The sequence below is a fragment of the Sphingobacterium sp. lm-10 genome, from assembly GCF_023554555.1.
Taxonomy (GTDB): Bacteria; Bacteroidota; Bacteroidia; order Sphingobacteriales; family Sphingobacteriaceae; genus Sphingobacterium.
In genome coordinates this window covers 2,153,868-2,169,755 of sequence record NZ_JAMJWC010000001.1, presented here as the reverse complement: position 1 = coordinate 2,169,755, position 15,888 = coordinate 2,153,868, and the positions used below count along the sequence as shown (strand labels likewise).

Below are 15,888 nucleotides of genomic sequence, written 5' to 3'. Positions count from 1 at the left end.
GCGGAATTCATATTTTTTGCTAGGCGAGCAGTTTTCTGCTTAAAACACCTGTTTTGGGTATTAAGCTTATAAAAAAAGCCTCTTAAAACTAGACGTTTTAAGAGGCTTTTGACTGGTTGTTCTTTTCAGATACTAACTCTCAGCGATACCCTCTGCCAAGACAATAATAATATTGTCTTTAGCTTCCACTACACCACCTTTGATTTGGAATACCTCTTCTGAAGTACCCGTATTAATGCTTACTTTACCATCTTCCAATGTAGATACGATAGCGGCATGGTCTTTCAAGATCTGAAAAGAACCAGCACTGCCAGGAACGGTAACTGCCGTCACTTCGCCTTCGTATGCTAACTTATCGGGAGTTATGATTGTTAATTTCATATTAAACAGCTTCTGCTATTAGTTTTTTACCTTTTTCAATAGCATCTTCAATGGTACCGACCAAGTTGAAAGATGCTTCCGGATATTCATCTACCTCACCATCAATAATCATATTAAAACCTTTGATCGTGTCCTTGATATCTACCAACACACCTTTTAGACCGGTGAACTGCTCTGCTACGTGGAAAGGTTGTGACAAGAAACGTTGTACACGACGAGCGCGTGTAACGGTTAACTTATCTTCGTCAGATAGCTCATCCATACCTAGGATGGCAATGATATCCTGTAGTTCTTTGTAGCGTTGCAAAATTTCTTTCACACGTTGTGCGGTATTGTAATGCTCATCACCTAATACTGCTGGCGAAAGGATACGGGAAGTAGAGTCCAAAGGATCTACCGCTGGATAAATACCTAATTCCGCAATTTTACGAGACAATACAGTAGTAGCATCTAAGTGAGCAAAAGTTGTTGCTGGTGCCGGGTCAGTTAAGTCATCGGCAGGTACATAAACTGCTTGCACTGAGGTGATAGATCCGTTTTTAGTTGATGTAATACGCTCTTGCATCAAACCCATCTCTGTAGCCAACGTAGGTTGGTAACCTACTGCTGATGGCATACGGCCTAAAAGAGCAGATACTTCAGAACCAGCTTGTGTAAAACGGAAGATATTGTCGATAAAGAAAAGAACGTCACGACCTTGGCCTTCACCTTCTCCATCGCGGAAATACTCTGCGATAGTAAGACCAGAAAGGGCTACACGTGCACGTGCACCTGGAGGCTCGTTCATTTGTCCGAAAACGAAAGTACATTTAGACTCTTTCATCAACTCATGATCAACCTGGTCCAATGGCCATTGACCTTTTTCCATGCCTTCCATGAAATGGTCGCCATATTTGATAATGCCAGACTCTAGCATCTCACGGAGTAAGTCATTTCCTTCACGTGTACGCTCACCGACACCTGCAAATACAGATAGACCACCGTGTCCTTTTGCGATATTGTTGATCAATTCTTGAATTAATACAGTTTTACCAACACCGGCACCACCGAATAAACCAATTTTACCACCTTTTGCATAGGGCTCTAGTAAGTCGATTACTTTAATACCTGTAAATAGCACTTCTGTTTCTGTCGACAAATCTTCGAAACGAGGAGGTACATTATGGATACTGCGACCGTTTTCTTTATCGACATTTTGGATACCATCGATAGCATCTCCAACGACGTTAAATACACGACCTTTAATACCTTCTCCAATAGGCATTTTAATTGGCGCTCCGGTGTCAATTACTTGCATACCACGAACCAAACCTTCTGTAGCATCCATCGCAATGGTACGAACACGTTCTTCACCTAAGTGTTTTTGAACTTCCAAAACTACACGCTGACCATTTTCTTTCTCAATGTACAGAGCGTCAAAAATTTTCGGAAGATTTTCATTGTCGGCGAAGTTGACGTCAACAACAGGGCCGATAATCTGCGCTATTTTACCAATATTGGGCATATTAACAGGACTAAATATAATTATTCATTCATATACAGCCACTTCTATCGTGGTGTATTTTGGTTTGCAAAAATAGCTTTTATCCGTTGAAAACCAAAACATAAAAAAAGAAAATAGTACTTTGAGGCTGCTGCGTGAAAAATGGCTAATACACGGACTGTTAGGTTACGATGTGCAAGCAAAACCAATCCATATCGCGAGAAGACTTATTAAGACGCTGCTAAGAACGTAAATGATAGCCATTAGTATTTGGCCGGATTGCAGAAGGGCCAAGTTTTCGGCTGTGAAGGCAGAAAAAGTAGTAAATCCGCCACAAAAACCAGTCATCAAAAATAGACGCCACTCGGGAGAATCTGCCTGATGATGATTGAATGTAGACAAGATGATTCCTGCGAAAAAAGAACCGATAACATTAACGGCAAATGTACCCCAAGGAAATGGAGAGGAAAGATAACGGCCTACTCCGAGAGAAATAAGAAAGCGGAGGATGCTTCCTGCACCTCCGCCAATACCTATAAGTAGCAAAGTTCGCCACATAATGTTTCAGTTATCTGCTTGTAGACAGACTAAGAGTTTCTTTTAAGTTGCTCATCGAGTAATTGTCTTTTAAGCAATTGCTCTTTCTCCATCGATTTCTTTTTGAATGATTGCAATTCATCTTGTAATTCATTGGCAGTTTTCTGATGCTCTACCGTATCTATTTTAGATTTTTTGTAGGCAAAGAAGCTGGCGATGAATGCAATGGCAAATACAAAGATCATGACCCACACCATGGTGTGATACGTGCTTTTTTGAAAATCTATGCCCAAAAATGAGATGCTATCCGTACGATCACGTTCCACACGTAAGTCGCTTTCTAAGGTGCTAACCGAATCCCGTAAGCTTTGCGTCGTCGATACGGAGGAAGAACTAGCCTCATTAAGGTTGGTTATTTCCTGTTTTAAACGATTGATCGTATCAGAAGTGTTTTTACGCAGGATCTCTAAGTTTGTTTTTCGAATTAATTTAGTGTCAGCATCCTGATTACGCGACAAGGTGTTGATAAAATAAAACTGAGAATCTATAGCACCTTTTAATGCATAAGGTAACATTGGTCTATTTTGTCCAAACGAAAAGAAAACGCAAAAAAGAAGGGCTGTAGTAAGAAAGGCTTTAGACATAATTCGATAAAACTTTTTGATGTTTTTATGTATGATAAAGTCAATTTTAGTCATAATATTGAACATAAACAAGATTTCTGTTTATAAAGAGGTCCTCTTTTCATACCTTTATTAAGGGTTTTAACTCAAAAATTATAAACTTTATGACAGATAAAACGGTGTCAAGCGCGCTTGAGGCCATACATGATGTACAATCGGGTATGACCATTGCCGTCGGAGGTTTTGGCCTTTGCGGAATTCCAGAAAATTTAATACAAGCATTAATTGAAAGCAATGTAAAGGATTTAACCTGTATTAGTAACAATGCAGGGGTTGATGACTTTGGACTTGGCCTTCTACTACAACGTAAACAAATTAAAAAAATGATCGCTTCCTACGTGGGTGAAAATGCGGAGTTTGAAAGGCAGATGTTGAGTGGTGAGCTTGAAGTAGAGTTAGTACCGCAAGGCACACTGGCTACACGTCTAATGGCCGCCGGCTATGGTATGCCCGTTATTTATACACCCACTGGAGTGGGTACAGAAGTAGCCGAAGGTAAGGAAGTACGACGGTTTACCTTTCACGGGGTAGAAAAAGATTACTTAATGGAGTACGCCTTTGAGCCAGACTTTGCTTTCGTGAAGGCTTGGAAAGGTGATCGTATGGGGAACCTTGTTTTTAGAGGTACGGCGAACAATTTTAATCACGCTATGGCGCTGTGCGGTAAGATCACTATCGCAGAGGTAGAGGAGTTGGTAGAGCCGGGAGAATTAGATCCGAATTACATTCATACCCCAGGTATTTACATTAGCCGAATTTTTCAGGGGGAACGTTATGAAAAGCGAATAGAACAACGTACATACAGCACAAAAGAAAATTAATAGCATGCAGAACACAACAAAAAAAGTATTTATCGTAGCGGCTAAGCGTACACCGATTGGTGGCTTTGGCGGTGGGCTATCATCACTAGCAGCGCCCGAATTAGGGGCAAAAGCCATTGATGCGGCATTAAAGCAGAGTGGTGTGGCTCCAGATCAGGTAGATGAGATTCTGATGGGAAATGTATTGTCGGCTAATCTAGGTCAAGCACCAGCACGCCAGGCATCCCGGAAGGCGGGGCTTCCAGACCATGTACCTGCTACGACTATTAATAAAGTATGTGCAAGTGGTATGAAAGCGGTATCTCTTGGTGTACAGCAAATTTTATTGGGAGATGCCGACATCGTCATTGCTGGCGGAATGGAAAGTATGAGCCAAGTGCCCTACTATGATGCCTCAGCACGTTGGGGTGCTAAATATGGACACCAAAACTTAGTAGATGGTTTGCAAAAAGATGGACTGACAGACGCTTATTCCGAGCAGGCTATGGGCAATTGTGGCGAATCGTGCGCAGCTAAGTATGCTTTTAGTCGGGAGCAACAAGATGAATATGCAATTTCTTCTTACCAACGCAGCAAACAGGCGTGGGACGGAGGGAAGTTTTCATCGGAAGTAGTGGAAATAACAGTGCCCGGAAGAAGGGGAGATACCATTATTTCGGAAGATGAAGAATTCCGCCAGGTCAATATTGATAAAATTCCACAACTCAGACCATCATTTAATAAGGAGGGAACGATTACGGCGGCAAATGCTTCCACACTGAGCGATGGTGCTGCTGCATTGGTATTGGCGAGTGAAGAGAAAGTAAAAGAACTCGGACTACAGCCTATTGCAGAAGTGATTGCTTATGCAGATGCAGAACAAGATCCAGAGTGGTTTACCACAACACCAAGCATTGCAACGGAGAAGGTGCTTAAAAAAGCGAATCTAACCAAGGAAGATATTGATTACTTCGAGTTCAATGAAGCTTTTTCTGTCGTTGCATTGGCCAATTCGAAAATATTGGGGTTATCTACCGAACGGATCAATGTATACGGCGGTGCAGTTGCGCTAGGACATCCACTAGGTTGCAGCGGTGCACGTATACTGGTCACATTGAGTAATGTGCTACATCAAGAAGGGGGCACTTACGGCCTTGCTGCGATCTGTAATGGCGGTGGAGGTGCGAGTGCGATGATCATCAAAAAATGCAAATAATATGCTGGATAAATATGGAATTGCAAAACGGATTGCCAAAGAGGTAAAGGATGGCTATTACGTGAATTTGGGAATAGGAATACCGACGTTAGTCGCTAATTATATACCTGATGAGATTGATGTGGTATTGCAAAGTGAAAATGGACTGCTAGGTATGGGGCCATTCCCCTTCGAAGGAGAGGAAGATGCTGATTATATCAATGCCGGTAAGCAAACGATCACAACCTTGCCGGGTTCCGCTTTCTTTGACTCCGCGATGAGCTTTGGCATGATTCGCTCCCGCAAGGTCGATTTGACCATTCTCGGTGCAATGGAGGTATCTGAATATGGCGACATTGCCAACTGGAAAATTCCTGGAAAGATGGTGAAAGGGATGGGTGGTGCGATGGATTTGGTGGCGAGCGCTCAAAATATTATTGTAGCTATGCAGCACGTTAACCGCCAAGGTGAATCCAAACTGCTTCCTTCTTGCTCGCTTCCGTTAACCGGTTTGCGTTGCGTCAAAAAGATTGTGACAGAGTTGGGCGTTTTTGATGTAGTACCCGAAGGTGGCTTTAAGATTGTAGAACTGCACGAAGGAGTAACGCTAGAACAAGTGCGCACCAGTACAAAAGGAAAGCTGATTGAGTAATTAAATGCATTGGATAGGTAGAATGGTTTTTGCTATCCAAACGAATTCACATATAAAAGAGGGAAAGCATATGCTTTCCCTCTTTTATATGTGAATTAATCCTCGAAAGCCACGGGCCGCGTAATACGATTCTGCACCATTGTGATAGACAAATACGCGACCAAAACGATAATCTCCAAATAAGGCCCCTCCCAGATCGCGCACTTCAGCAGGTGTGCGGAGCCAGCTGGAAGTTTTTGTATCAAACTTACCGACTCGCTGGAGTTGGCGGTACGCTTCCTCGTCTAAGATTTCAACTCCCATGCCGCGCGCTACTTCTACCACGTTATCAGCAGGTTTATTTTGTTTTCGGGATTCCAACGCCTCTTGATCGTAACAGAGACTGCGCCTGCCTTTTGGACTTTCGGCAGCACAATCGCAAAAGATAAAAGCTTTGGTTTTTAAATCGATACCGATGACATCTGGTTCACCTTCGCTTTCTTCCATGGTGAATAAAGCATAGATTGCTTTTTCGGTCGCCTTCTCCAAACGTATTAACACATCTTTCCAGGAAATAGTAGCATGTCTTACTTCATTTGCCTTAAATCGTTTTTCGAGACTTTCTAACAAGTGTTCTTTCTGCTCTTTCGTTACTGTTTTCATGATGAGAATTAGGAATCTTTAGCATTTCTTTTAACCATCTCTTCTATCCAGATCGGGGCAAATGGCGAGGTACACCCTTTGGAAACGGGATAATCTCGGTATAGCCCCATATTTTCACCCAAGTTTATTGCACGTTGTCTGAGTGTAGGGTAGTGGATACCAATCTGAGCCAAGGTGCCATTCATAGTCCACTGCACTTCAGGAACAGCTGTAGGAAGCATGTCGGAAATATCTGCCAGGATTTTATCGAGATCAAAATCATATTCTTTTCTGGTCAGAAATCCAGATAACAAGCTCCAGGCAGCCCGTTGTGCCCACGTGTTTTCATATTCAATCCAGCGTTTGTACAAGGATAATTTATCGGTACGATCTTTCAGTATATAAGCTTGGAACCAATCAGCCACTTGCGAAAAATGAATCGTCTGAACCATATTATCCAGTTCATCTTCCGTGAATTCTTTGGGTTTGGAGATCAAAGTACCTAGTAGTTGTGCTTCGGCGATGCCGGTATTCCATAGTAGCAGGGCTGTAGCATTATCTTTTCTAACAGAATTTGCAATTTTACGAATATCCCCCAGTTTCACTCCATACTGCTTTGTAGCGCCGTATTTGGTGTTGTGCGCATAGGTGGTTTCGTTGCGCAGCGATTCTAATGAATGTAATAACTCTTGCATAGACCTGTTGCATTTTACAGATTTTGCTGTGCTAATAAAATAGCATAGCAAACGAAATTACAGATATTTTATGAATATTTTTTCCATAGAAAAGGGGCAAGTATTTAGTGCTTGCCCCTTTTCTATGGAAACGCAAAATTTAAATTTGTGCGTCACTTGCATGAATAAAATATATATTATCGACGCGCAGGATATTGTTTAAATATTCCATGGACAATTTCTGGCAATCTATTGATGGCACGTTCCGGGTTACGAACTTCTCTGGATCCACGTGCTTGCCACACAACTGCATCAGCCTGGCGATCTACTGCCTCGACGATGATGTGAGCATAGCGATAGCCTTCGCGACCAACTGGTTGTGACCAGCCGCCTCCCCAGCCCATGCCCCAGCCCCAGCCGCCGCCCCAACCCCAGGGACCCATTCCCCAGCCGCCGCCCCAACCTGGATTAGACCATATTAGACGACTTTTATTATTGACAATGGCTATATAACGAAATAGAATATCTGGATTCTCTTTAGAATAGGTAAGACCCAGCTTTTCGATTTCAGTATTTGCGGCGATCATGATATTCTCGCGAGCGATGTCGTTAGAAAAATAATCTTTTGATAAAGAATCAATTGGTTCCAACCAGCCGTAAGTACGGAACTGTGAAAAATCTTTATTCATCACCTTCGTGGTGTTGAATTTATTGGTCCGGCACGCTGAAAATAATAACGTGACCGCCAATAAAAGGCTAATGTGAAGTAAATATCTTTTCATGACTTCTATATGCTAACAAGTGTTTATCTGTGCTATTTGACAAATTAGGGTACAAAAGGTTTAATAGTTATGCCGTAAATTATTAGCGCATAAGTGGGAAGGGTAAAACTTGAATCCACCTCTTTAGTAGATTTAGCTGTTTTCTCGTATCCCAATTCATTAAAAAGCCTAACAGACTATGAGATAAATAGTTTGTTAGGCTTGTTGGCATGTAATTATCGAACGGCTTATCTTAAGCTTTATACACCTGCTACTGAGAAGTGACAGAGCTTGAAAGTCTAGAGGCTGCCGCCTGATCTACCAGAAACAATACATCTCCCGCTGTAGGGCTTAGTAATTGAGAAGGATATTCTTCTGGGTTACGTGCGCCCTCCAACACCTCGCGCAATGCCGGTGCTTTTTTTTCACCAAAGGTAATGACGATAATTTGTTTTGCTTTGTTAATCAAAGGAGCCGTCAGCGTAATACGATGCATCTGCTGCGGAGTAAGATAATAGGCATCCACCCATTTGGTTTTCTCCTGTAGTACTTCCGTATGGGGGAATAAAGATGCTGTATGACCATCGTCGCCCATGCCTAGTAGGATCAAATCAAATTGTCCTTCAGCGCCAAGTACGTCACGCAACTGCTGCTCGTAGATGGCTGCAAATTCTTTTGGAGAGCGATCTATGTCGTACATTGGGAAGATATGATCTTCCGGTAGCGGAACCTGATGCAGCAATGTTTCGAAAGCCATCTTGGCATTGCTTAAGGAGTCGGAAAGTGGTACCCAACGTTCGTCGCCCCAAAACACGAAAACTTTGGTCCAGTCTAACTGATCGATATAAGTTGGCGTAGCCAGAAGTTTGTAAAGCTCCACTGGCGAAGATCCGCCAGTAAGCGCCACGGTAAAGCTTCCTTTTTCTGCTATCGCTTTTTTTGCTGCTGCGACAAAAAGATCGGCAGCTATAGGATGAATATCGGATGGTTGTGGATATATCTTAATCACAGTTTTCTTCTTTTGATTTTGGTTTGTGTAAGGCATTGATCGCCCACACATGTCCTTGTTGTGCGACCAACACTTCTGCTGTTTCTGGCCCCCAGGTGCCAGAAGCGTAATTAGGAAAATCCAGAGAATCGCGACTTTCCCAAGCTTCTTGTATTGGCGTGATTACGTCCCAAGCTTCATCCACCTGATCGGAGCGCATAAATAGTGTTGCATCACCATTCAAGGCATCTAATAGCAACGTTTCATAAGCTTCTGGAGATTGCGTGGAGCACGTGTCGTAGTCGAAGATCATCTCTGAAGGATTCAAGCTCATGCTCAAGCCAGGCTTCTTGGTCATAAACCGCAGGCGGATGTCCATCTGTGGTTGTATATTGATGGTTAACCGATTTGGCATCAGGTTATCTGCTTGTCCATTAGAAAAAGTAGAATGCGGCACCGGCTTAAATTGTATGGTAATAGACGAATGTTTCTCCTGCATGCGTTTGCCGGTGCGCAGGTAGAAAGGTACTCCCTGCCAGCGCCAATTATCCAGATAGAACTTGATAGCAGCATAAGTTTCCGTATTGGATTGCGGGTTTACACCCAGTTCTTCGCGATAACCGGGCACTTTTTTGCCTTGCATCCAACCTTCGTGGTATTGCCCGCGCACCGCATAACGAGATACTTCATCAGGTTTGATACGACGGATCGCACGTAGTACGTCTACCTTGCGGTTACGGATTTCTTCTGCTTTGAAAGAGGCTGGTGCTTCCATCGCAACCATACAAAGAATCTGCAGCAGATGGTTTTGAATCATATCTCGGAGTGCACCCGCGCCTTCATAGTATTCGCCCCGATTTTCTACACCTACTTGTTCTGCAACCGTGATTTGTACGGAGTCAATGTAGTTACGGTTCCATAATGGCTCGAAGAGCGCATTACCAAAACGAAATGCGAGAATATTCTGTACCGTTTCCTTGCCCAGATAGTGGTCAATTCGATAGATTTGATGTTCCTGGAAAGTTTGCGTGAGCAGTTGATTTAATTCTACCGCTGTTTTTTTGTTGTAGCCAAATGGCTTTTCGATCACGATACGATCTTGCTCAGGCATGTTGGCCAAGCCAGCAGCATTGATGTTTAAAGTGGCAGCACCAATGAAGCGCGGCGCAACCGACAGATAAAACAAGCGGTTTGCCCGCTCGCCCCATTCGGCATCCAAAGCATCCAGCTGCGTAGCCAGGCTATGATAAGATTCCGGCGTGTCAATATTGGACTGGAAGTAAGTCACATTTGGGTTGAATACGGCCCATTTATCTGCTTCGGGCGCACCCGTCCGTGAAAAGGAGGTGAGACCTTCCTTCAAATGCTCGCGGTATGCATCATTATCAAGGGGTGTTCTTCCTAAGCCAATGATCGCAAACTTCTCTGGCATCCAGTTGTCTATAAAAAGATTATAGAAAGCGGGAATTAATTTCCGCTTAGCCAGATCGCCAGTCCCTCCAAATATGACGATAATCGCTGGTTTCGCTTTTTTGCTAGTTTTCATGTGTAGACGGATAAAACAGGTAGCGTTAGCCCCATTGTGTATGGAAGGTGCCTTCCTGATCAATACGTTCGTAGGTGTGCGCTCCAAAATAATCGCGTTGTGCTTGTATCAGGTTCGTCGGTAAGTTGGCCGAACGGTATGCGTCAAAATAGACCAAAGCATTCATCAGCCCAGCAATCGGAATACCTTTCGCCACGGCGAAGCCAATCACCGAGCGAAAATTGTGCTGTAACGCTAATAATTGTTCTCCAATTTTTGGGTCTAACAAGATGTTGCGTAATGCCGGATCGCGTTGATATGCCTGTCTGAAATCTTCTAAAGCTGCCGCACGAATAATACACCCACCGCGCCAGATTTTAGTGACTGTTTCCAACTCCAACCCGTAGTTGTAGGTGTCTGATGCCACTGTAAGCTGTGCTAATCCTTGCGCGTAGGTGATGAGCATGGCAAAATGAAACGCATCTTTCAATTGCTTCAATAACTGATCTTCTGCAACATCGGAAGAGGAAGAAGCTTCCCAAGGTAATTGCTTAGCTGCTTCGATACGTTCTGGCTTGTATTTAGAGATGTCACGCATGTTTACCGCGGCATCAATGACCGGCACAGGCACTTGCAAATCCATCGCATTTTGGGAGGTCCATTTTCCAGTACCTTTAGATTTTGCCCAATCGGAGATTGCATGGATGAGTGGGGTGCCGTCTTCGTCTTTTTGTTTAAGGATCTGGCCTGTAATCTCGACCAGAAAGGATTGCAGCTCAGTTTCGTTCCACTGTGTAAAAGTCTGCTGAATTGTTTCATCTGCAATACCTGCTCCACGTTTCATCAAGTCATACACTTCTGCCAGTAATTGCATAATGCCATACTCGATACCATTGTGCACCATTTTTACATAATTGCCGGCAGAGCCACTACCTAGATAGGCTACGCAGGGATCGTCGTTCACTTTTGCGGAGATGGCTTCGAAGATGGGGCGCAAACGTTCATAAGCTACCTTATCTCCGCCAGGCATCATGCTCGGTCCGAATCGGGCACCTTTCTCTCCGCCAGAGATTCCCATTCCAAAGAAATGGATATTCTTTTCCGAAAGGTATGTATAGCGTCTTTCGGTATCCGGAAAGTAAGAGTTTCCGCCATCAACCAAGATGTCGCCTTCTTCCAAGTGCGGTAGCAGACTGTCGATCACGCTATCAACAGGCTTGCCTGCAGGAACTAATAACATGATGGCTCGTGGCTTGCGAATAGCAGCTACGAATGTAGCCGCATCGGTGGTGGCTTTGATTTGGTGTTCTGCTGCAGCTTCAGCTTGTAGAGAAGCTGCCTTCTCGGCGTCTAAGTCTAAGCCAGCCACGGCAAAAGAATGATCGGCCATGTTCAGCAACAGGTTTCTTCCCATTACTCCAAGGCCTACTATACCAAAATCGTATGATTCCATAAACTATGTTCTGTTTTTGATGAGGATATATGTTTCTCATTTTGTGCCTAATGCCCACTCAGGCGTACACAAAAGCAAACGTGGTTTCAAAGATAAAATTTTTCCTAAAAAACAGATGGTTAATCTGTTGAAATGACTTGCGATTAACGGAGTTAGGATATGCTTAGTGTATGTAGTGGGCTGTATTCAATAAATAACAGCCCTTAAAATGTAACCCAAATAGGTGCCAAACGCAGCTATTGTGCACTAAACATTGCTAACAGCTTTAAAATGTAGCACTGTCAGCAAGGTTTGGTTATGCCGGATATTTAGCAACTAAAGGAATAGCCCGACCGGGACCAAATGCTTTTGGACTTACCCGTAGAATAGGTGGTGCCTGGAAACGCTTGAATTCTGCTCCGTTGAGCAACTTAGCAACACGCTTGACCATTTCTTCTTCGAAGCCCAGTTGTATCACCTCTTGGCCGGATTTCTCCTGTTCTATGAATTGATACAGAATACTGTCTAAAAGCTCATAATCGGGTAGGGAGTCGGAGTCTTTTTGATCAGGCCTTAACTCCGCCGAAGGCGGTTTCACGATCGTGTTGGTCGGAATGATTTCATGATGGCGATTGATGTGTTCGGCTAGCTGATACGCTTGCGTTTTGTATACATCACCTATAACGCTGATGGCACCCGCCATATCACCATACAAGGTACCATAGCCTACAGATGCTTCACTTTTATTGGAAGTGTTGAGCAAGATATGACCAAATTTATTAGCTGTGGCCATCAATACGGTGGCACGAATGCGCGCCTGTATATTTTCTTCGGCAATATCGGGTTTTAAGCCACTGAAAAGATCGCCTAAGGCTTCATCATACGCATCAACCATGCTATGTATGGGCACAATCTGATGACTGCATCCGGTATTGGATACTAAATCTAAGGCATCTTTCAACGAATGATCAGAGGAATATTTGGAAGGAAGCAATATTGCCAATACATTATCTGCTCCCAACGCTTCGCAAGCCAAAGCAGCTACAATTGCGGAGTCCAATCCTCCGGATAGACCCAACACTGCTTTTTTGAATCCTGATTTAGTGAAATATTCTTTTATACCAAAGACCAGTGCATCATGGATCTGGGCTATTTCCGATCCTGGTTGATACTTTTCTCGATCGCCTTTTAGATGAAAAATATCCTTATCTAAGGTTAACTCTGCAAAATCTTCTTCAAAGGCATGCATTACCATTACGACATCACCATTCTTGTCCAACACAAACGATCTTCCATCGAAGATAATATCTGCGTGCGCTCCCAGCTGATTCAGATAGATTAGTGGTGCATGTGTTCTCAACACAGCGCGTCTCATAATGTCTAAACGCGTTTGATGATGGGTGTAGGAAAAGGGAGATGCAGCGATATTAATAATCAAATCCGGTTTCTCTAAAGCCAAATCCTGAATAATGTCGCCCATATAGGTGTTGTCTACACCATTGTCCCACAAATCTTCACAGATAGTAAGTGCAATTTTTGTGTCGCCTACCATGACACAATGAACATCCTTATTCGGTTCGAAATAGCGATATTCATCAAAAACATCGTAATCCGGAAGATACGTTTTCTTGACAGTATGCTTGATCTCGCCATGCTCGATGACCAGCGCTGCATTGAAAAGGTGCTTTCCTTTCGAATGATTTCGGATCGGTGCACCAATAACGCACGCAATATCACAACATGCACCTGCAATTTCGTGCAAGGCTTTTTCGCAATTATTTAGATAGGTCTGATTTCGCAGTAAATCCTTTGCCGGATAGCCGCCAATAGCGAGTTCCGCGAAGATAATCAGTTCAACGCCATGCTTTTTGGCTTTTTGAATGGACTCGATAATCTTTGCCGTATCCGTTTCAAAGTCTCCAATATGATAGTTGAGTTGAGCTAATGCGATTTTCATGTGTAGTATGTTAAAATAATAGACCGATCTGGAGTGCTACGTACGATATCTTGGGCTCACCACCGTTTCGGATAGCACGAGTAAAGCCATTATTGTACGAGGCGCCCGTCAGCAATCCAAGATTTCCTCCCAAATTCCATTCCACTCCTGTGCCGATCTGTAATCCTAACCGGACTAAATCAGTGCCAGAAAGTGATTGGAAGTCTGCATCAGGCAGTTCTCTTCTTTCTCTGGCCGACACCCGCACACCCGCTGTCACGCCAAACTGACCGTATATCCGACCAAAGTTTCTTTCTTCGGTCTTCAGTTTAATCGTAAGGGGTACTTCGGCATATTTCAGGCTTACGGTGTTGTTTACAGTGGAAATAATATCACCACTTTCAACCTGGTGCATTTCCTGCGCTCTCAGATCATTAATGATCAATCCGGTGGAGAAGTAATAATTTCTGGCAAATCCAAAATCTGCTAATAGACCGTAACCAAATCGATACCCCGGGTTGCCACTGTATTGTGCATTATCAAAATTAAACCAGCTGATATTAGGATTGATGACCAATCCTAACCGCATATTTCGCTCGTAAGGATACCCTCCGTATTGTGCTTGTGTAGTTAATGTCGTGCAGATAAAAGCGAGAATACATATTGCGGCCTTCGAACTTTTTCGAAGAAGTGGATGGGATAGTCTAAGCATGAGTTATTGTTTAAAAGAAAAGCACCTATCGAGGTGCTTTTCTTCTTGTTAATATCGATTTATCGTTTTTCAAGTTCTACGACGTCTCTCTTCGTTTCGCCAGTATAAATTTGTCTTGGGCGACCAATAGGCTCTTTATTTTCGCGCATTTCTTTCCACTGTGCAATCCATCCCGGTAAACGGCCTAATGCAAATAATACCGTAAACATCTCCGGCTTGAAGTTCAGGGCACGGTAGATGATACCTGAATAAAAATCTACGTTTGGATATAGTTTACGATCAATAAAGTACTGATCGTTCAAAGCTGCTTCCTCCAAACGGATAGCGATATCTAAAACGGGATCATCAATACCTAACTTCTCTAAAATATCGTCACATGCTTTTTTGATGATCTTGGCTCGTGGATCAAAGTTTTTGTACACACGGTGTCCGAAGCCCATCAAACGGAAAGGATCATTTTTGTCTTTTGCTTTCGCTAAATATTTGTCTGCATCTCCGCCATCATCCTTGATTGCTTCCAACATTTCAATTACTGCCTGGTTTGCACCGCCGTGCAATGGTCCCCAAAGGGCGTTTATACCAGAAGCAATAGAAGCATATAGGTTTGCATTAGAAGAACCTACCATACGTACGGTCGATGTAGAACAGTTCTGCTCGTGATCCGCATGCAGGATCAGTAGCTTTTGCATCGCACTGACGATAGCTGGGTCGAACGAACTTTCTGCCGTCACATCGGAGAATAACATGTTCATGAAATTCTCTACGTAGTTCAGGTTTTTCTTAGGGTATACTATTGGATGGCCAATAGATTTTTTGTGAATCCAAGAAACGATCGTAGGCATTTTTGCCAATAGGTTGATAATGGTTTTATTATCTTCCTCTTTCGTCGCATTTGGATTCAATGACTCTGGGTAGAAGGCGGATAATGCTCCTACTAGACAAGATAGCTGTCCCATTGGATGAGATTTCGAAGGGAAACCTGCGAAGAAATTTTTCATGTCTTCGTGAATCAATGTTTGCTCTTTGATCTCGGCGCGGAAGCTTTCTAACTCCTGCTTAGTTGGCAATTCGCCATATATTAACAAATAGGCAACTTCTAGAAATAAACATTTTTCTGCGAGTTGCTCAATTGGATAACCGCGGTAATGTAATATACCGTTTTCACCATCTAAATACGTGATTGCACTTTTAGTAGCGCCCGTGTTTTTATAACCTGGGTCTAATGTGATGAATTCGGATTGATCTCGCAGTTTGGAGATATCTATTGCTTTCTCATTTTCGGTTCCCACGATTACGGGAAGCTCGTAGGATTGCCCATTTAAGTTTATTGAAGCTTTATTATCTGACATAATTTTCTGACTCGATTTCTACAAATGTATAAAAAATCAAAAACAGTTCGGCTGTCGATAAGCATTAAATTAACATGAAATCGTCATTTATGATGAGGTACACAAACTTCGCGAAAAGCGAAAAAAGGCACATCTACGATTTTTTCGTAAAAAAATTCA

Annotated in this window: 16 protein-coding genes; 3 read left to right on the top strand and 13 right to left on the bottom strand. The window is 43.1% G+C overall.

Features of this window, described 5'->3' with window-relative positions:
• Nucleotides 1–132: 132 nt before the first annotated feature.
• The 4 genes from atpC to M8998_RS08820 form a co-directional block, all read right to left on the bottom strand.
• On the bottom strand, nt 133–381 hold the full coding sequence (gene atpC, locus M8998_RS08835) for an ATP synthase F1 subunit epsilon (RefSeq protein WP_249992206.1): 249 nt from the start codon (nt 379–381) through the stop codon (nt 133–135).
• 1 nt (nt 382) lies between these two features.
• Complete coding sequence (gene atpD / locus M8998_RS08830) at nt 383–1,885, bottom strand: F0F1 ATP synthase subunit beta (RefSeq protein WP_249992205.1); 1,503 nt, start codon at nt 1,883–1,885, stop codon at nt 383–385.
• A 165-nt stretch (nt 1,886–2,050) separates the two neighbouring features.
• Nucleotides 2,051–2,422, bottom strand: coding sequence for a fluoride efflux transporter CrcB (crcB, locus tag M8998_RS08825; RefSeq protein ID WP_249992204.1), 372 nt, complete (start codon nt 2,420–2,422; stop codon nt 2,051–2,053).
• 29 nt (nt 2,423–2,451) lie between these two features.
• Nucleotides 2,452–2,976: a hypothetical protein gene (locus M8998_RS08820; protein WP_249992203.1), complete on the bottom strand. Its 525-nt coding sequence runs from the start codon at nt 2,974–2,976 to the stop codon at nt 2,452–2,454.
• Nucleotides 2,977–3,188: 212 nt separating this feature from the next.
• Between M8998_RS08820 and M8998_RS08815 the strand changes: the two genes are divergently transcribed.
• The 3 genes from M8998_RS08815 to M8998_RS08805 are packed head-to-tail and all read left to right on the top strand — an operon-like array spanning nt 3,189 to nt 5,731.
• Complete coding sequence (locus M8998_RS08815) at nt 3,189–3,905, top strand: CoA transferase subunit A (protein ID WP_249992202.1); 717 nt, start codon at nt 3,189–3,191, stop codon at nt 3,903–3,905.
• A gap of 4 nt (nt 3,906–3,909) precedes the next feature.
• On the top strand, nt 3,910–5,100 hold the full coding sequence (locus M8998_RS08810) for an acetyl-CoA C-acyltransferase (protein ID WP_249992201.1): 1,191 nt from the start codon (nt 3,910–3,912) through the stop codon (nt 5,098–5,100).
• 1 nt (nt 5,101) lies between these two features.
• The gene (locus M8998_RS08805; protein WP_249992200.1) at nt 5,102–5,731 is read left to right on the top strand and encodes a 3-oxoacid CoA-transferase subunit B; all 630 of its coding nucleotides are present in this window, start codon (nt 5,102–5,104) and stop codon (nt 5,729–5,731) included.
• A gap of 84 nt (nt 5,732–5,815) precedes the next feature.
• On the opposite strand, the gene M8998_RS08800 is transcribed toward M8998_RS08805, so the two are convergent.
• From M8998_RS08800 to M8998_RS08760, 9 genes are all read right to left on the bottom strand, one after another.
• Nucleotides 5,816–6,373, bottom strand: coding sequence for a DUF4256 domain-containing protein (locus M8998_RS08800; protein ID WP_249992199.1), 558 nt, complete (start codon nt 6,371–6,373; stop codon nt 5,816–5,818).
• An 8-nt stretch (nt 6,374–6,381) separates the two neighbouring features.
• On the bottom strand, nt 6,382–7,047 hold the full coding sequence (locus tag M8998_RS08795) for a DNA alkylation repair protein (protein ID WP_249992198.1): 666 nt from the start codon (nt 7,045–7,047) through the stop codon (nt 6,382–6,384).
• Nucleotides 7,048–7,223: 176 nt separating this feature from the next.
• Nucleotides 7,224–7,775 carry a DUF4136 domain-containing protein gene (locus M8998_RS08790; protein WP_249992197.1) on the bottom strand — a complete coding sequence of 184 codons (552 nt, stop codon included), beginning with the start codon at nt 7,773–7,775 and terminating at the stop codon, nt 7,224–7,226.
• 283 nt (nt 7,776–8,058) lie between these two features.
• Nucleotides 8,059–8,796, bottom strand: coding sequence for a 6-phosphogluconolactonase (gene pgl, locus M8998_RS08785; RefSeq protein WP_249992196.1), 738 nt, complete (start codon nt 8,794–8,796; stop codon nt 8,059–8,061).
• Nucleotides 8,789–10,321: a glucose-6-phosphate dehydrogenase gene (gene zwf / locus M8998_RS08780; RefSeq protein ID WP_249992195.1), complete on the bottom strand. Its 1,533-nt coding sequence runs from the start codon at nt 10,319–10,321 to the stop codon at nt 8,789–8,791. The genes pgl and zwf overlap by 8 nt, the downstream gene beginning before the upstream one ends.
• 25 nt (nt 10,322–10,346) lie before the next feature.
• Nucleotides 10,347–11,753, bottom strand: coding sequence for an NADP-dependent phosphogluconate dehydrogenase (gene gnd, locus M8998_RS08775; RefSeq protein WP_249992194.1), 1,407 nt, complete (start codon nt 11,751–11,753; stop codon nt 10,347–10,349).
• Between the two features lie 295 nt (nt 11,754–12,048).
• Nucleotides 12,049–13,689 carry an NAD+ synthase gene (locus M8998_RS08770; RefSeq protein WP_249992193.1) on the bottom strand — a complete coding sequence of 547 codons (1,641 nt, stop codon included), beginning with the start codon at nt 13,687–13,689 and terminating at the stop codon, nt 12,049–12,051.
• A 10-nt stretch (nt 13,690–13,699) separates the two neighbouring features.
• A complete protein-coding gene (locus M8998_RS08765) occupies nt 13,700–14,380 on the bottom strand; it encodes an outer membrane beta-barrel protein (RefSeq protein WP_249992192.1) in 681 nt (226 codons plus the stop codon).
• A gap of 59 nt (nt 14,381–14,439) precedes the next feature.
• Nucleotides 14,440–15,729: a citrate synthase gene (locus M8998_RS08760; protein ID WP_249992191.1), complete on the bottom strand. Its 1,290-nt coding sequence runs from the start codon at nt 15,727–15,729 to the stop codon at nt 14,440–14,442.
• Nucleotides 15,730–15,888 lie beyond the last annotated feature (159 nt).